Here is a 16869-nt window from a genome sequence, read left to right on the forward strand (position 1 = left end):
CAGGCCGCGAAAGACAGCCCCATGAAACCGCAGGACGCCATGACCAGCCGCGACAACACTGCCATCGCCCGGACCCTGAACGAGGCACTGCCCTATTTGCGGCGCTACAACGATGCGACGGTTGTGATCAAACTGGGCGGTCACGCCATGGGGTCTGACGAAGGCATGGCCAGCTTCGCGCGCGACGTTGTGCTCATGCGGACGGTGGGTATCAATCCGGTCATCGTCCACGGTGGTGGGCCGATGATCAACGATCTGCTCGCACGGCTCGGCGTGACCTCGACCTTTGTGCGGGGCAAGCGCGTGACCGACGCCGAAACGGTCAAGGTGGTCGAAATGGTCTTGGCGGGCCAGGTCAACAAACGGATCGTGCAAGCGATTAATACGGCAGGTGGACGCGCGGTCGGTCTGTCCGGCAAGGACGCGGACATGATTGTCTGCGAACCCGATGACCCCGAGCTTGGGTTCGTCGGTCGCCCCACCGAGGTCGACCCCAAATTGCTGCATGCGCTGTTCCGGGATGAGATGATTCCCGTGATCGCACCCATCGGCACGGGCGCAGCCGACGAAACCTTCAACATCAATGGCGACACAGCGGCAGGCGCAATCGCGGGGGCCCTTCAGGCGGACCGCCTTCTCCTATTGACCGATGTGGCGGGCGTGAAGGACGGCAGCGGCAAGGTCGTGACCGAACTGACCGTCGAACAAGTCCATGCCCTGACCAGTGATGGCACGATTGCGGGCGGCATGATCCCCAAAACGCAGACCGCGCTAGATGCTCTCGATGCTGGCGTGCGGGCAGCCGTCATTCTGGATGGCCGCGTCCCCAACGCGGTCCTCCTAGAGCTTTTCACGAGCCACGGCGCAGGCAGCCTGATCCGCGCGACGTAACGGACGGTTAAGGTTAACGCGCCCCCGCCCCCGCTTCTTCTCGGCTTAAATACTCAAACGCCGACGCCGCACCCAAACGAGTCGCAGGGGCCTTGGCGCCTACTTCTCCACATGCTGGCGAATGCGCCGCACGACAAACCAGACGAGCGCCACGACAGGCAATACCACGAGGGCGGACACCATTTCCTTGGTCATGCCTGCCTGGGCGCCCAACGGATAGAGCAACGCCGACACAAGCCCCAGCGCGTAGTAGCTGATGGCAACCACAGACAGCCCCTCAACAGTCTTTTGCAGACGCAGTTGGGCTTCTGCGCGGCCGTCCATGGACTTGAGCAGGGCCGCATTCTGGTTGGCCCGGTCCACGTTCACGCGCGTCGACAACAGATCACCCGCGCGCTTGGCTCGCTCCGCCAAGGCCTCCATGCGTGCCTGCACCGACCGACAGGTGCGCATCGCCGGATCGAACCGACGCATCATGAACTCGGCAAACGTCTGGCGTCCGCCGAATCGCTCCTCCCGCAGGACGGCGATGCGCTGGTTCACGAGGCGCTCATAAGCCTCCTGCGCGCCGAAGCGAAAGGCTGACCGGGCGAGCATCGTCTCCAATTCGGACCCGATGGTCAGCAAACCCTCCAGGGTTTCGTCCGTCCCCGTCTCGCCTTCGCGTAGGCGCCCGACCAGGTCCGACAACTCCTGATCCATCCGTCCCACATCCGCAGACAGGCTCCGGGCGCGGGGCAAGGCCAGCATCGCCATGGTCTTGTAGGTTTCGATTTCGCACAGCCGTTGCACAATGCGCCCCGCCCGGCGGGCGCCCATGTCATTCGCCGCGAAGACCGCGAACCGCACGTGTCCCGCAGGATCAATGCGGAAATCCGAGGCGACCACGGCGCTGCCGTCCAACACATGACTGGTCGCCAAGCTTTCAGGCACGAACCAATCCGACAATTTGCGCGCCATCAGGTCGGGCGGCGTTTGCGCCTCTACCCGGATCAAGGCCGACGTCAGGCGGACACCTGGGATCTTTTCCAACCAGTCGGCGGGAAAGACGTCAAAGACCGATCCGTCGAAAGGCCGGTCGGCGACGCCCTCGGAAAACAGCGTGTAGGTCACGAATTCCGTGTGACTTTCCCATTTTAAGCGGTGCTTCCCCAATTGGCCGAAAAAGTGTGTGGCCCCAGGCGCGGGGTGATCCCCGCCAAACCGGTCCAGCAAAGCTTCCAAATGCGCACGGTCTTCGTTGCGGTCCCGGTTCACCGCGTCCTCTTCGCGCTTGACGGCCAAGAAGGCCGCGCGGCACGGCGCCGTCAAAGCCGGGAACGGACGCGCATGAAGCTCATTGGCCAGTTCGTACCGGCGGGGGTGATCACGCAACATGGCGGCTCTCCGAACAAAAATCTGATCGGGGACGTAGCGCGGGGTGGACTGTCCGCAAAGTCTGACAGAGGTATGCCATAGTATTCGTGACATTCACGTCACCAACCCCGGATCTCTGGCCGATAACGCTACCATGCTGCAGGACGGCATCATGGCAAATCATGAAATTCTAGATCCATGGACACCGCCCCTTGCGCAACATTGTGACCTGCTCCATTAGACCGGGTTGAGCATCCCGAGCACCCGTCGTATGCGGGTGTTAACGGTAACACTAGCCGGAGGGCCGAGATGAAGATTGGTGCACCCAAAGAGGTCTACGAGGACGAGAGCCGCGTAGCCATCACTCCTGAAAGCGCGGGACACTTGCAGAAACTGGGCTACGACGTCGCAGTGGAAGCAGGCGCAGGCGCCAAATCCGGGTTCACGGACGAGGCCTACCGCGCCGCTGGCGTCGAAATCGTGGCTGGCGCCGCGCAATTGTACAAAGTGGCCGACGTTGTGGCCAAGGTGCGCCCCCCCAGCGAGGATGAGGTCAAGCGGTTGGAGCATGGGCAATTGCTCATCAGCTTCTTCTACCCGGCCTCAAACGAAGCGCTGATGGAACTGGCACGCGACAAGGGTGCCTCTGTCATCGCCATGGACATGGTGCCGCGGATTTCGCGCGCGCAGAAAATGGACGCCCTGTCCTCCATGGCCAATATCGCGGGCTATCGTGCCGTGATTGAGGCGGGCAACAACTTCGGCCGCTTCTTCACCGGCCAGGTGACCGCCGCCGGTAAGGTGCCACCCGCCAAAGTCCTCGTCGTGGGCGCCGGTGTGGCCGGTCTGGCCGCCATCGGCACCTCGACCTCGCTGGGTGCGATCACCTATGCCTTCGACGTTCGCCCCGAGGTCGCCGAACAAATCGAATCCATGGGCGCCGAGTTCGTCTTCCTGGAATTCGACGACAGCGAATTGCCCGACGGCGCCGAGACGGGTGGCTATGCCCCGCCCTCCAGCCCCGAATTCCAGGCCAAGCAGCTTGCCAAGTTCCGCGAAATCGCGCCGGACATCGACATCGTCATCACGACGGCGCTGATCCCCAACCGCCCGGCCCCGCTGCTCTGGACCAAAGACATGGTCGAGATGATGAAGCCGGGCTCGGTCATCGTGGATTTGGCCGCCGAACGGGGCGGCAACTGCGAGTTGACCGTCAAGGACGAGCGCATCGTCAGCGACAACGGCGTCGTCGTCATCGGCTACACCGATTTCGCCAGCCGCATGGCGACACAATCCTCGACGCTTTACGGCAACAACATCCGCCACATGATGGCTGACCTGACGCCCGAGAAGGACGGCCAGGTCAACCACGACATGGAGGATGACGTGATCCGGGGCGCGACGATCACTCATGAGGGTGTCGTGACCTTCCCGCCGCCCCCACCCAAGGTCGCGGCCATCGCCGTCCAGAAGAAAGAGAAGCCCAAGGAGCTGACGCCCGAGGAGATCCGCGCCAACGAAGTCGCGGCCTTCAAGGCGCAGACCAAGCAACAGGTTGGCCTGATCGCCGTGGGCGCGGCGCTGTTGCTGGCCGTGGGCCTGGTGGCTCCGGCAAGCTTCATGCAGCACTTTATTGTCTTCGTGCTGTCGGTCTTTGTGGGCTTCCAGGTGATTTGGAACGTCTCGCACAGCTTGCACACGCCGTTGATGGCCGTCACCAACGCGATCTCGTCAATCATCATCCTGGGCGCCGTTATTCAGATCGGCTCCAGTTCGGTGATCGTCATCATCCTCGCCGCGCTGTCGGTGTTCATGTGCGGCATCAACATCTTCGGCGGCTTCCTCGTCACGCGGCGCATGCTCGCCATGTTCCAGAAATCGTAAGGGGGACCGGGTAAATGGACTTCGGATTCACCACCGCGGCCTATGTGGTCGCAGCCATCCTCTTCATCCTGTCGCTCGGCGGGCTGTCGGGCCAGGAAAGCGCTAAGCGCGCGGTCTGGTACGGCATCGTCGGCATGGCGCTGGCGGTCTTCGCCACACTGATTGGCCCCGGCACCGGCCTCTGGCCGCTGACGCTGGTCCTTGTGATCCTGGGCGGGGCCATCGGCTACCAACTGGCCACCAAGGTCCAGATGACGCAGATGCCGGAATTGGTCGCGGCCATGCACTCGCTGGTCGGCCTGGCCGCCGTCTTCGTAGGCTTTAACGCCCATTTCGAGATCGGTGCCGTCGAGGCCGCCAAGGCCGCAGGCGACGACACCTATGCCATGGGCACCTTCGCGGCCTTGATCGCCAAGAAGACCCTCGTGGAGATCAACATCCTGCGGGTGGAGCTGTTCCTGGGCATCTTCATCGGGGCCGTCACCTTCACCGGCTCTGTCATCGCCTATGGTAAGCTGGCCGGTAAGGTCGACTCCGCCGCCAAGAAACTGCCCGGTGGGCACCTTCTGAACGCGGGCGCTGCTGCGCTGTCGCTGCTGTGCCTGTTCTGGTACTTCGGCTCCGGCGGGTTCCTGCCGCTGGCGATCATGACGCTCGCCGCCCTGTTCATCGGCTATCACCTGATCACCGGCATCGGTGGCGCGGACATGCCCGTCGTTGTGTCGATGCTCAACAGCTACTCGGGCTGGGCCGCTGCAGCCATCGGCTTCTCGCTTGGCAACGACCTGCTGATCGTGGTCGGCGCGCTCGTCGGCTCCTCCGGCGCGATCCTGTCCTACATCATGTGTAAGGCAATGAACCGCTCGTTCATCTCGGTCATCCTTGGCGGCTTCGGCGGTCCGGCGGGTGAGCAGATGGCGGTCGAAGGCGAGCAAGTCGCCATCGACGCGGACGGTGTTGCCCAGGCCTTGAACGAGGCAGACAGCGTGGTCATCGTGCCCGGCTACGGCATGGCCGTGGCCCAGGCCCAGACCGCCGTTGCCGAACTGACCCGCAAGATGCGCGCCGCTGGGAAAGAGGTTCGCTTTGCGATCCACCCAGTTGCCGGTCGTCTGCCCGGTCACATGAACGTTCTGCTGGCCGAAGCGAAGGTGCCTTACGACATCGTGCTGGAGATGGATGAGATCAACGACGACTTCCCGGACACGGACGTCGTGATCGTCATCGGCTCCAACGACATCGTGAACCCTGCCGCGCAGGACGATCCCAACAGCCCTATCGCCGGGATGCCGGTGCTGGAAGTCTGGAAAGCAAAGCAGGTCTTTGTGTCCAAGCGGGGCCAAGGCACCGGATACTCCGGCATCGAAAACCCGCTGTTCTTCAAGGACAACACGCGGATGTTCTACGGCGACGCCAAGGCTTCGGTGGACAGCCTTCTGCCCAAGATCGGCTGACCAGTACCCCTACGCTCGCAACAAGAAAGGCCGCCCCGGAGGGCGGCCTTTTTCACGTCAGATCGTAAGATCTTACATGTTCAGAAGCGTCTCGATCTGGTCGCGGTTGAACTCATTCGAGTCGTCGGAATAGCCCATGAAGTACAGTTGCGCGACTTGGGCGTCCGTCAGCGTCGAGGCATCAACATCGAAGCCTTGGGTATCCAGGAAGTTCTGGACCGAGGTGACGACCGAGTTCTCACCCGACGGCATCAGGCCGGACGCATCCGCTTCCGACAGGATGACGCGGCGTTCCGTGATGGTGCGGCTCTCACCCATACCGTCCAGCGCGGCCTCGATCTTCAGATTACGGTCGCCCGCGCTGTCTTCCTGACCCGCGAAGTAGATCTCGATGATCTGCTCGTCGGACAGTTGGGTCATGTCGACGTTGTTGATGCCCGCCTCGCTCAGCGTGGCCTCGGCGTTGGCAATCAGGCTTGGCGACACACCGGTGTAGGCCAAAGCGGGACCGGTGGCGGCGATGGTGGCGGCGGCGATAATGGCAAAGCGTTTCATGTCTTTTCCTTTCATCTCGTCTAACTGACGCTGCTGTTGTGCGGCGTCTTGCAGGAACAACAGTCACCCCAGCCTTTGGTTTCCGGTTTTTTCTGACTTTTTGTTTGGAACCAAATGGCAGCCAAGATCGTTTCGGCGCTCTATTTTTGCTGGGCCAGAAACGGCAAGTGCCCCGGCGTTTCAGCCGGGGCACTGCTCAACAGACACCTTCTTCACCGCACAACCATCCGAAGATGCCCGGAGGCCGATGTGATGGTCAGGAGGAGGGACGCGCCTGACCACCACGGTGCGTTGCGCCCGAGACGGGCGTCGCGCGATCGGGTTTGATCCAAGGACGGCCCGTCCGGTTCGGAGGGGGGAACCAGGATTGAGCCAGCCCAGGGATCACGGTCGAACAACCCAGAGCCTGGGATCTTGTTCCGGACGGACAGCGGATTTCTTCGGTTGACGATGATTGAACGACCGTCAGGAGGCTTTCAGAACACCGCGTGCAATCTGATCTGCTTCGATGGATTCAAACAACGCCTGGAAGTTCCCCTCCCCAAAGCCGTCGTCTCCCTTTCGCTGGATGAATTCAAAGAAGATCGGACCAATGCAGGTCTTCGAAAAGATCTGGAGCAGGACACGCGTCTCCCGTGCGGCCCCCCCGTCGATCTCGACCACACCTTCCCCGTCGATCAAAATGCCATGGCGTGCCATCCGCTCTAGCGGTTCGCCATGATTGACCACGCGGTCGCCACTGGCCGCATAATAGGTGGCAGGCGGTTTGGGCATGAAAGACACGCCATTTTCGGCGATCTGATCCACGGCTTCGTAAATGTCCCGCGCCCCGACTGCGATGTGCTGGATCCCCTCTCCGTTATACTGGCGGAGGTATTCGACGATCTGCCCGGTCTCGCCGCGATCTTCGTTGATCGGAATGCGGATGCGCCCACAGGGTGACGTCAGCGCACGGCTGACCAGACCAGTGTACTTCCCTTGAATGTCGAAAAAGCGGATCTCCCGGAAGTTGAACAGATCCCCATAGAACTTGAACCAAGTGTCCATGTTCCCCCGGTGAACGTTGTGGGTCAGGTGATCGATGTAGTGGAACCCCACCCCCGTGGGGTGCGCGTCCGCAATCCAGTCGAACTCCGCGTTGAAGGGCGAGGCGTCGCGGTATTGGTCCACGAAGTAGATCAGACTGCCCCCAATCCCGACGATGGCGGGCACATCCAGGGTCTTGGCGCCGACATATGGCGTCGCCCCACGGGCCACCGCGTGATCAAACGCCCGCTGCGCATCCGCGACGCGCCACCCCATGGAGGGCGCGCAGGGTCCATGGTCGGCGACGAAGTCCATCGCATGGCTGCCGGGTTCCGCAGTCAGGAGATAGCTGATGTCCCCCTGCTGCCAAAGCTCAATCGCGCGCGTCTTGTGCCTCGCCACAAGGGCATAGCCCTGTTTGCGAAAGGTATCGCGCAGATCGTCGGGCGTGGGCGAGGCGAATTCCACGAAGGCAAATCCGTCCGTGCCTGCAGGGTTTTCATCAGTGATATCGGAATAGGGTGCATCGTGAGGGAAAGGGCCCATGGAAACCTCCGTTTGCGTTTTCGGCAGTGTCCCGCATGTCAGAAGCGCGATGCGCGCGAAGATAGTGCTAGAAACACCTATGCGTGCGGGTCCTGTGCGCCTATTCTTCATCACATGCGGATCGATTGCATGGAGCGTTTCACCGATGGATCCCACTGACCGCGCCTTGCTCCAGGCGTTACAGCGGGACGCGACCCAATCGTCGGAAACGCTGGGGCGGATCCTGAACCTTTCAGCGAGCCAAGCCAGCCGTCGGCGCGCGCGCCTGGAACGGGAGGGCGTGATCCGCGCTACGGTCGCGCGGCTGGACGGACCGTCCCTGGGCCTCCAGGTCCAGGCCTTTGTCCAAGTGCAGATGGCCAGCCATGCTCCCAAGGAGGCCCGGGCCTTCTTACAACGGATGGAGGCTGAGCCGCGCGTCACCTCTGTCTGGACCCTCACCGGAGAGGCCGACTATCTGCTGCGCGTCTGGTGCACGGACCTGGCCCAACTCAACGACCTAGTGCACCGGGTTCTGCTGCCGCACTCCGCCGTGGCCCGCGTTCAAAGCCAGATCGTCATGGACCAACCGAAGCGTGATAGTCCCCTGCCCGTTTGAGAGGCAGCGCACGGCAATTCGGTTGCCCCCGCCCCCGCCCCTGCCATAGCGTTTGCATATGGAAACCTTCCTCTTTCAGGCCGTGATCTACCTGGGCGCGGCGACCCTGTGTGTACCTCTGGCCGTGCGCTTCGGCTTCGGCTCCGTCCTCGGATACCTCCTCGCTGGAATCGTGATCGGGCCTGTTCTGGGACTCGTCGGTTCAGAGACCGAGGACCTCCAACACTTCGCTGAGTTTGGCGTGGTCATGATGCTGTTCATCATTGGCTTGGAGTTGGAGCCGCGCACGCTTTGGGACATGCGAGCCAAGCTACTGGGCTTGGGCCTAGGCCAAGTCGGCACGACCATGGCAGCGGTCGCGGGATTGGCCTGGCTACTGGGGATGACATGGCAAGTCTCGCTCGCCATCGGCATGATCTTGGCGCTGTCGTCCACCGCTATCGTGATGCAAACGCTTGAAGAAAAGAGCCTCACGCCAACGCGCGGCGGACGCTCGGCCTTTTCGGTGCTGCTCGCCCAAGACATCGTCGTAATCCCAATGCTGGCGCTCATGCCGCTTCTGGGCACGGGGCGCGGCGGGACCGAGGACAGTCATGGGGGCGGCCACGGCGGCGCCATCGGCGATGGCGGCAGCGCCAGTATCGTCGCTGACTTCACCCATTGGGTCGATACCCTGCCCGCCTGGGGGCTGACGATGCTGACCGTAGGCGCCGTCGCCATTGTCATCCTTGGCGGCACCTACCTGACGCGGCCGATTTTCGCCTTTGCGGCCTGGGCGCGCCTGCGTGAAATGCAGACAGTTGTCTCTCTGCTATTTGTTGTGGGGGTGGCCGAGATGATGATGCTCGTCGGCCTGTCCCCGGCCCTCGGGGCTTTTCTGGCGGGCGTGGTGCTGGCCAATTCGGAATTCCGGCACGAGTTGGAAGCCGATATCGAGCCCTTCAAGGGGATCTTGCTAGGCCTTTTCTTCATAACCGTCGGCGCAGGGATGAACTTCGCCACGCTGACCGGTGCGCCGCTGACGGTACTGGGTCTCGTCGTCGGGTTGATCGCCCTAAAGGGTGCCATTCTGTTCGGATTGGGGGTGTTGTTCCGCCTAAAGGGGCAAGATCGGATCTTGTTCACCCTATCGCTGGCACAGGCCGGTGAATTTGGCTTCGTTCTGATCGCTGCGGCGACCCAGGGTGGCGTCTTCGGGACAGAGATCTCGTCGATCCTTCTGCTGTCCGTGGCCCTGTCGATGCTAGTCACTCCACTATTGTTCATCGCCTACGAACGCCTGGCCGCACGCAGTTCCGGCACAGCCGAAGTGGACGGCGACAACATCGACGAAACGCCGGAGGTCATCATCGCGGGCGTCGGTCGCTTTGGCCAAGTGGTGCATCGTATGTTGCAGGGCGCCGGCGTCAGGACCGTCGTGCTGGACCGCGATATGGAGACGATCAAGCTTTTGCGCCAGTTCGGGATCAAAACCTATCTGGGCGATCCCACCCGCCCTGAGATGTTGCGCGCCGCTGGGTTGGCATCGGCCAAAGTGCTGGTCGTGGCACTGGACGACAAGGCGGACGCGGTACGGTTGACCAAGATGGCCAAGGCAGCTAACCCAGATATCCACATTGTCGCCCGGGCCTATGACCGCGTCCATGTCTACGAGCTTTACCGCTCGGGCGCCGATGACATCGTGCGAGAGATGTTCGACAGCTCCCTCCGGGCCGGGCGCTACGTGCTGGAGCGGATGGGCTGGTCGGAAAGCGAGGCCCATGCGGCGCGGGAGGCCTTCTATCAGCATGACCGGCGCGGCCTGCTGGAATTAGCGAAAGTCTGGAAGCCAGGCGTGCCGATCCAGGACAACCCGGAATACACCGCCGTCGCGCGGGAGTTGTCCCGCGGCCTTGAGAACGCGTTGCTGACCCGTTTTGGCGAAGACCCGGATGCGGCGGCTGCGGCGAATTCGGAAGACGGTGCAGATACCGAGGCCGGGTCCGACAGCAAACTTGCTGACAAGGCGAGCTAAAGGCCAGCGCGCGACACGGATCCGCCGATTCAAGCGTCGCGAGGTGCCAATCGCGGTCGGGCGATGCTCTCTAGGTGCATCGCCCCCAAGGGCCTGTTGGGGTTAATGTCCTTGCGTGGTGCGGACCGCCGCTCCGCGTCCAGGGGGTCCCAACGGATCGTCCGCCGCACCTGCGGGAGCCGTCCACCGACCAGGTCAGCCGGGCACCGCGATGGATGTCGGTCTACGCCGGCCAACCCGACGCGCCCGTTGACTGTTGGAAGCACTGCCTTACCTCCGTCGGTCACGGTGGCTCTGGCAAACCACCGTAAATGACAAGCGGGTTAGAAAAGTTTGGGAGGATTGAAATGCTTAGAACAACAGTCGCCGCCTTAGCGGTCGTGGTCGCGTCTCCGGCACTTGCCGAAACGAGCGCGGGCGAAGAAGACCTGCGGGAGATCAACGAAGAGCTTGCTGATTTCAACTGCGGACCTGTCGAAGCCGCTGAGCAAGAGACAAGCTATCTCTTTGAGATGGATGACGTCGCTTGTGCCGCGCACCAATACGACATCAAAGTCAGAAAAGTGGACGACGCCCATATCATCGTCAGCATGACATACGACGGTCCTTTGGAAGGCGATGCAGCGCCGACCGAAGACGACATCGCGCGGATCATGACGGTTCTCGAAGAACTCCAGTGCGAAATGGACCCCGACGATATCGAAAAAGAAGCCGATGGCTTTGAGCTTGACGACGTGTACTGCACGACGGGGCGCTATGACATTGATCTGAACGCCAGCTTCGAAGAAACGAACCGCCGCGCTGAATACTGACGGATCGGTCTTTCCGGGTCCAAAAGAGCCTCCGGAACCTGTTGTCGCGACGCGATTGTCGCGGCAACGCCCCGCGCACTTAGCGCAATGGGGATGGTACATTCCGTTGCTGATGGGCGAGGTGCTCAGCGGTTCCGGGGTCAGCGATCGTCGCCCTAGGGATCACACTTCGGACGTTGGCGAACAGAGCCGTGCCTAAACGCAATCGATCCTCTCCGTCCGCACGACAGGGGCCATTTCCAACGGACTTGGCCGCTTCAACTGCGAGGGCGCACTTCCCCTTGTCCGTATACGCCCGGGAGATGGCTACTCGAGCTAACGCCCAAGCAGTTGGTTTCTCTCGACATCGAAAGGGAAGACGTCGATTATTCGAAATCTTCCCATGTGGCTGGACGCGTGGAAGGTCTGGCGATTCTATCGTCGGCGCGCCCCAACAGGCGCAACGCGACGCCCCTAGAGCCGGGGGGCTCTGCGACGCCCCCCAAGGGCCAGCTTGTTCCCATCCGAGAGAGCCGAAATTACTCTCTGGCTTGACCGCAGGAGACGACCAAAGCCCGGATCGCTTGGTTTGCCGGAACATCCGCCGACAGGTCCCGCGACTTAGGAACGCCGTGCCCCGCTCACCCCAGGGATTGCCGCAATCGTACGCCTCACAGCCCCTTCGCCTGGTAGCTGGCCGCGATCCGGCTGATCGCGACGATGAACCCGGCGGTGCGTAGGTCGGGCACATCCGCGCGGCCCTGCCAAACCTCGCGCATGGCGCCGTAGGCCCCGCGCATGGTGTCGTCGAGCCCCGAGCGCACCAGTTCCAACTCCCCCGCGCCGCGAAGGTAGCGGGCCTTGAAATCATCTGACAGGGTCCAGGCCAGCCCCTTGTCGCGGGACAGACGCTCCAACTCATCGACCAAGACCTGGTGGCGCGCCTCCTCCGCGCGGCGTTGCATCCGGCCAAAGCGGATATGGCTCAGGTTCTTGACCCACTCAAAGTAGCTCACCGTGACCCCACCGGCGTTGGCATAGAGGTCGGGAATGATCACGCAGCCCTTGTCCAACAGAATGTCATTCGCTTCGGCCGTCACGGGGCCGTTTGCCGCTTCGATGATGAGGGGGGCTTGGACGCGGGGGGCATTGCCCGTGTGAATGACCCCCTCCAAGGCAGCGGGGATCAGAATGTCGCAGTCCGCCTCCAGCAGGGTTGCGCCATTGGCATCGAAACGCGCGTCGGGAAAGCCTTTGACCCCGCCCGTCTCGCGGATGTGGGCCCGCACGGCATCCACATCCAACCCTGTGTCGGACCAAATGCCGCCATCCCGCTCGATCACGCCGGTGATCCGGGCGCCGTCCTCGGACGATAGGAATTTGGCGGCATGGTAGCCCACGTTCCCCAGCCCTTGTACGACGATGCGCTTGCCATCCAGGGTGCCTGTCAAACCGGCTGCGGCCATATCCTCGGGGTGTCGAAAGAACTCCTGCAGGGCGTATTGAACGCCGCGCCCCGTGGCCTCCACCCGACCGGCGATGCCGCCTGCATTGGCCGGTTTACCGGTGACACAGGCGTTGCCGTTGATGTCCGTGGTTTTCATCCGCTTATACTGATCGGCCATCCAGGCCATCTCCCGCTCCCCGGTGCCCATGTCCGGGGCGGGAACGTTCTGTGCGGGGTTGATCAGGTCGCGCTTGATCAACTCATAGGCGAACCTGCGCGTAATCTGCTCCATCTCATGGGGCTCCCACGCGGAGGGGTCTATGCAGAGGCCGCCCTTGGAGCCTCCGAATGGCGTCTCCACAAGCGCGCATTTGTAGGTCATCAGAGAGGCCAGCGCCTCCACCTCGTCCTGGTCGACGGCCATGGCGAAGCGTATCCCGCCTTTGACCGGCTCCATATGTTCGGAATGGACGGAGCGGTAGCCGGTGAAGGTATGGATTTCGCCCCGCAGCCGCACACCAAACCTTACCGTGTACGTGGCGTTGCAGACCCGGATCTTTTCCACCAGCCCAGGGCTGAGATCCATCAGCGATACGGCGCGGTCGTACATCGCGTTCACGGAGGCGGTAAATCCGCCTTGAATTGCAGTCATGACATGTCTCCCCCCTGATAACGGACCGCTGGTGCGCCCGTCGCCCCTAGCTAATCCCGAAACCCGCGACCAAAGCTAGAATAGGCACCGATTTGTTCACGGATTGTGAACAGAACCATGGTTTGACCGCATTTGAGCCCGACAGACTTCGCATTCCGGGGGCATCTCGGGTGGTGGCGTAATCCGACTCGCCAGTGTTGTTAATCATTCCTGAGGGATTGCCGTGTTCCGTCTCCCCAAGTCCTTGACCGCCGCCCATGCCCTAACAACGCGTTTCTACCGTCGCGAAGACGGGGCACTGGCAGTTTTCGGCTTGCTCATCCTCGTGATGATGATGATTGCCGCTGGCGTCGCACTGGACATGATGCGGTCCGAGGTCGACCGCGCCCATGTTCAAAGCACCATCGACCGCGCCGTGCTGGCCGCCGCGTCGCTCGATCAGGCAGCCGACCCCACCGAAGTGGTGCAGAACTACCTGCGGGTGAACGGGATCGACGAAGACAGCGTGACGATCACGACCTCGGTGACCTCCCAAAGTCGACGGATCTCGGCCCAAGCCAACAGCGACGTGAACACCATCTTCATGGGAATGCTCGGCTATGATGAGCTGGTGGTTCCGCTGTCCTCGACCGCAGCCGAAGACAAGGGCGACGTGGAGGTCGCAATGGTGCTGGACATCTCCGGCTCCATGTCGGGCAGCAAACATACCAACCTGCAATCGGCGGCCATCGCCTTTGCCAATAACATCTTCACGACGGCGGCCAATGAAAACAGCCGGGCGGTGATTTCCGTCATTCCCTACCAGGACAGCGTCAACCTCGGTGACGAAGTTGGCACCTGGTTTCCGATGACGATGGAACACACCTATTCAAGGTGCGTGATTTTTGACACCGCAGAAGCCTATCTGACCACGGGCATCGCAGCCGGAACCGTCCTGACGCGCGTCAATCACTTCGACCGGCACGAGTACTCGCACAACTACGACGGCACGATCCGCAGGTCAGTCTGCCCGACGGATAACTCCCGCGCGATCCTGCCCTGGGCCACGAATATCGGCACGGTCCGCGATCACATCAACGCACTGGTCGCCCGGGCCGGGACGGCTGTGAACCTGGGCGTGAAATGGGGGGCGGCCATGCTGGACCCCAGCCTTCGCCCCCATGCCACACAGATGATCGCAGACGGGAAGCTGTCGACCACGTATCAAAACATCCCTGCCGATCTGGATGATCCCGCGACGACGAAGATTCTGATCGTCATGAGCGACGGCAAGAACGAGGAGATGCGCGACATCTACCCCGACCGCAAGAACGGTCCCTCGGGCGTTTTCGTGTATCGTCCCGACCTGGAGGTCCCGGTGTTGACGCCAGTCGACGGCACAACGAACAGCACGCAGGGCGACGGCCATACCCACGGCAAAGGCCACGGGCCTGGGCACACCCACGGCAATGGGCACGGTCCCAACCACACCCATGGCAACAGCCAACAGACAACAGGTCAGCAGACAACCGGCATCGATGACATCGATGGCGCCAGCAATTGGTCCCCGAACTGGTATCAGAACCGGGGCCGGGGACAGGATTGGGCGCTGAACGGCGAAACCTACAACGGCTATCCTTGGTGGACGGATGCGGATCGACGCAACTGGGTCGACTTTGATGGCGAAGGGGAACACCCCGATACCGGTCAGAACGTCGAGGTTCAGTATTCGATCTGGTCCGAGCAAAACCAGATGTTCTGGGTAAAGAACCCGGCCACGAGTACCAACCAAGCCACCGGTGGCGAATGGCGGTCACAACCCGCAGGCGGCACGGACGCGATCGAACTGACATTCGCGGAGTTCTACGCCGCTGTCCCCGTGACCTTCGGCAACTTCTGGAAAGCTGGAAACGGCGACCCCAAAATCGATGACGCCACGCGCGATTTCTACATCCGCTACGAAGGGGAGACCTTGGCCTCGCTGCCGCGCCTCGATAGGTATCTGCAAGACATCTGCCGCACCGCGCGGGAATCCGGGATGTTGGTCTTCACCATCGCGTTCCAGGCCCCCTCGGGCGCCCAGAACGACATGCGCCAATGCGCGGGCGCCGATAATCCGACACGGTTTAACAACGTGGAAAGCCTCGATATCGCGAGCGCTTTCAACGACATCCTGATCGCAATCAACCGATTGAAGCTGACCCAATGACGCATTCACGCTCCACTGCCCAAAGGGGGGGGCTGCGCGCCCTCCTGCGTCGCGCAAGACGCGAAGACGGTGCCGCAACGGTGGAATTCGTCCTGCTGCTGCCCGTCTTCCTGGCGCTCTTCCTGTCGTGTTTTGAGGCCTCCTTGGTCTTGATCCGCCAGGTTATGCTTGAACGGGGTCTAGACGTCGTCGCGCGCGAGATTCGCCTCGACAGCAGCAATGGCCTGACCCAGACGGGCATCCGCGACAATATCTGCGCCGAGGCCCGGATCCTGCCCGATTGCACCGCGAACCTGCTTGTGGAACTGCAGGAGATCGATCCAGCGAACTACGACCTGCCGAGCACTGTGCAGCCCTGCGTGAACCGCGAAACCTCCGTCATGCCGACCCCGGCCTTTGTGTCTGAACGCGCATCGAAAATCGTCTTTGTGCGGGCCTGTTTCGCCGTCGATCCTTTCATGCCGGGCGCAGGGCTCGGCGCGCAGCTTGTGTCGTCGGTGGATGGGACCAGCCTGCGCATGGTGGCGGCCACGACCGTCGTCGTCGAACCGATCTAAGGAGGCCGTCATGATCTGCGTCCATCGCTTCCGATCCTGGGCCACAGAGGCGTGGCGCCGCGAGGATGCCGCGCTTTCGGTCGAGGCGGCCGTGATCCTGCCTATGATGGCGTTTTTCTACGTCGCAGCCTTCGGATACTTCGACGCTTACCGCCGCGAGGCAACCATCACCAAGGCCACCTATGCGGTCAGCGATATGCTGTCGCGGCGCGAAGACACGGTGTTGCCCCTCGATTTTGAGGGCGCCCAGGCCCTGTTCGAAGCGATGACCTTCACTGAGGATCAGGCCAGGTTGCGCTATACCCAGGTCCGCCGGGTCGGCGAGGAGGTGGTCATCACGGACACCTACAGCACCGACAACTCATCGGACATGACCGAGGCCCGCTTGGACGGGCTGCGCAATCGTATCCCCACGCTCCTCGAAGGCGAATATGTCGTCATTGTTGAAGCGCAGGTGAGCTATGCCCCCGTCTTCAACATCGGGCTGGAGCCGCGCACTTTTGAACGGATCGTGACAGCGCGCCAGCGGTATACGCCCAGAATGGATGTGGACGTGACCGTTCCGCCGCCGCCTGAGTTGATCCGGACCTCGTCTGTACAGACAGAACCCGAGGAGCCCGAAACCGAGACCTCCGTCGAGCAAGAAGTTGCGAGCGTTGAAGAGACGAACGCACCCGAAGAGGAGAGCGGTTGGAAATGGCCATGGGACATTGATTGGGAAGCGGTCTCCGCATGGTGGGATAGTAGAGACAGCGATGACGATGATGACGATGACGATGACGATGACGATGACGATGACGATGATGACTAAAATATTAGTCTAATCCTCAAGGCCTCGCGGCGCGGGTCCACCGTGTCGCGGGGCGACCCTCCGGCGTCGTCAAGTGGCATTGCCGCTCAAAACGGACTG

13 protein-coding genes are annotated in these 16869 nt (G+C 62.0%); 9 read left to right on the forward strand and 4 right to left on the reverse strand.

The window, feature by feature from the left end; all coding sequences use genetic code 11:
- Positions 1-21 precede the first annotated feature (21 nt).
- A complete protein-coding gene (gene argB, locus K5R33_RS02670) occupies positions 22-891 on the forward strand; it encodes an acetylglutamate kinase (RefSeq protein WP_220747412.1) in 870 nt (289 codons plus the stop codon).
- A gap of 99 nt (positions 892-990) precedes the next feature.
- On the opposite strand, the gene K5R33_RS02675 is transcribed toward argB, so the two are convergent.
- Positions 991-2268 carry a DUF3422 family protein gene (locus tag K5R33_RS02675; RefSeq protein WP_220747413.1) on the reverse strand — a complete coding sequence of 426 codons (1278 nt, stop codon included), beginning with the start codon at positions 2266-2268 and terminating at the stop codon, positions 991-993.
- Positions 2269-2556: 288 nt separating this feature from the next.
- On the opposite strand from K5R33_RS02675, the gene K5R33_RS02680 reads away from it, so the two are divergent.
- Both K5R33_RS02680 and K5R33_RS02685 read left to right on the forward strand, forming a co-directional pair.
- A complete protein-coding gene (locus K5R33_RS02680; RefSeq protein WP_220747414.1) occupies positions 2557-4131 on the forward strand; it encodes a Re/Si-specific NAD(P)(+) transhydrogenase subunit alpha in 1575 nt (524 codons plus the stop codon).
- Between the two features lie 14 nt (positions 4132-4145).
- Positions 4146-5585: an NAD(P)(+) transhydrogenase (Re/Si-specific) subunit beta gene (locus tag K5R33_RS02685; protein WP_220747415.1), complete on the forward strand. Its 1440-nt coding sequence runs from the start codon at positions 4146-4148 to the stop codon at positions 5583-5585.
- Between the two features lie 72 nt (positions 5586-5657).
- Here the strand turns inward: K5R33_RS02685 and K5R33_RS02690 are convergent, their stop codons facing one another.
- A complete protein-coding gene (locus K5R33_RS02690; protein WP_220747416.1) occupies positions 5658-6140 on the reverse strand; it encodes a hypothetical protein in 483 nt (160 codons plus the stop codon).
- A gap of 465 nt (positions 6141-6605) precedes the next feature.
- Positions 6606-7712, reverse strand: coding sequence for a 4-hydroxyphenylpyruvate dioxygenase (gene hppD / locus K5R33_RS02695; RefSeq protein WP_220747417.1), 1107 nt, complete (start codon positions 7710-7712; stop codon positions 6606-6608).
- Positions 7713-7857: 145 nt separating this feature from the next.
- Between hppD and K5R33_RS02700 the strand changes: the two genes are divergently transcribed.
- From K5R33_RS02700 to K5R33_RS02710, 3 genes are all read left to right on the forward strand, one after another.
- A complete protein-coding gene (locus tag K5R33_RS02700) occupies positions 7858-8310 on the forward strand; it encodes an Lrp/AsnC family transcriptional regulator (protein ID WP_220747418.1) in 453 nt (150 codons plus the stop codon).
- Between the two features lie 58 nt (positions 8311-8368).
- Positions 8369-10324 (forward strand): monovalent cation:proton antiporter-2 (CPA2) family protein, encoded by a 1956-nt coding sequence (locus tag K5R33_RS02705; protein WP_220747419.1) that lies wholly within the window; start codon positions 8369-8371, stop codon positions 10322-10324.
- Between the two features lie 347 nt (positions 10325-10671).
- Positions 10672-11136: a hypothetical protein gene (locus K5R33_RS02710; RefSeq protein ID WP_220747421.1), complete on the forward strand. Its 465-nt coding sequence runs from the start codon at positions 10672-10674 to the stop codon at positions 11134-11136.
- Positions 11137-11786: 650 nt separating this feature from the next.
- Here the strand turns inward: K5R33_RS02710 and K5R33_RS02715 are convergent.
- A complete protein-coding gene (locus K5R33_RS02715) occupies positions 11787-13214 on the reverse strand; it encodes a Glu/Leu/Phe/Val family dehydrogenase (RefSeq protein ID WP_255576063.1) in 1428 nt (475 codons plus the stop codon).
- A 223-nt stretch (positions 13215-13437) separates the two neighbouring features.
- Here K5R33_RS02715 and K5R33_RS02720 point away from each other — a divergent pair, with 223 nt between their 5' ends.
- From K5R33_RS02720 to K5R33_RS02730, 3 genes are read left to right on the forward strand one after another with little or no spacing between them, the layout of a single operon-like run.
- The gene (locus K5R33_RS02720; RefSeq protein ID WP_220747422.1) at positions 13438-15402 is read left to right on the forward strand and encodes a TadE/TadG family type IV pilus assembly protein; all 1965 of its coding nucleotides are present in this window, start codon (positions 13438-13440) and stop codon (positions 15400-15402) included.
- A complete protein-coding gene (locus K5R33_RS02725; protein ID WP_220747423.1) occupies positions 15399-15959 on the forward strand; it encodes a TadE/TadG family type IV pilus assembly protein in 561 nt (186 codons plus the stop codon). Before K5R33_RS02720 ends, K5R33_RS02725 begins: the two co-directional genes overlap by 4 nt.
- A gap of 10 nt (positions 15960-15969) precedes the next feature.
- Complete coding sequence (locus tag K5R33_RS02730) at positions 15970-16770, forward strand: TadE/TadG family type IV pilus assembly protein (protein WP_220747424.1); 801 nt, start codon at positions 15970-15972, stop codon at positions 16768-16770.
- Positions 16771-16869 lie beyond the last annotated feature (99 nt).

Origin of the sequence: Jannaschia pagri (assembly GCF_019655435.1) — a bacterium.
In the GTDB taxonomy this organism is placed as follows: domain Bacteria; phylum Pseudomonadota; class Alphaproteobacteria; order Rhodobacterales; family Rhodobacteraceae; genus Jannaschia; species Jannaschia pagri.

Coding starts and splice junctions, on each gene's coding strand:
- argB (WP_220747412.1), top strand. CDS start 22: ATGAAACCGCAGGACGCCATGACCAGCCGCGACAACACTGCCATCGCC.
- K5R33_RS02675 (WP_220747413.1), bottom strand. CDS start 2,268: ATGTTGCGTGATCACCCCCGCCGGTACGAACTGGCCAATGAGCTTCAT.
- K5R33_RS02680 (WP_220747414.1), top strand. CDS start 2,557: ATGAAGATTGGTGCACCCAAAGAGGTCTACGAGGACGAGAGCCGCGTA.
- K5R33_RS02685 (WP_220747415.1), top strand. CDS start 4,146: ATGGACTTCGGATTCACCACCGCGGCCTATGTGGTCGCAGCCATCCTC.
- K5R33_RS02690 (WP_220747416.1), bottom strand. CDS start 6,140: ATGAAACGCTTTGCCATTATCGCCGCCGCCACCATCGCCGCCACCGGT.
- hppD (WP_220747417.1), bottom strand. CDS start 7,712: ATGGGCCCTTTCCCTCACGATGCACCCTATTCCGATATCACTGATGAA.
- K5R33_RS02700 (WP_220747418.1), top strand. CDS start 7,858: ATGGATCCCACTGACCGCGCCTTGCTCCAGGCGTTACAGCGGGACGCG.
- K5R33_RS02705 (WP_220747419.1), top strand. CDS start 8,369: ATGGAAACCTTCCTCTTTCAGGCCGTGATCTACCTGGGCGCGGCGACC.
- K5R33_RS02710 (WP_220747421.1), top strand. CDS start 10,672: ATGCTTAGAACAACAGTCGCCGCCTTAGCGGTCGTGGTCGCGTCTCCG.
- K5R33_RS02715 (WP_255576063.1), bottom strand. CDS start 13,214: ATGACTGCAATTCAAGGCGGATTTACCGCCTCCGTGAACGCGATGTAC.
- K5R33_RS02725 (WP_220747423.1), top strand. CDS start 15,399: ATGACGCATTCACGCTCCACTGCCCAAAGGGGGGGGCTGCGCGCCCTC.
- K5R33_RS02730 (WP_220747424.1), top strand. CDS start 15,970: ATGATCTGCGTCCATCGCTTCCGATCCTGGGCCACAGAGGCGTGGCGC.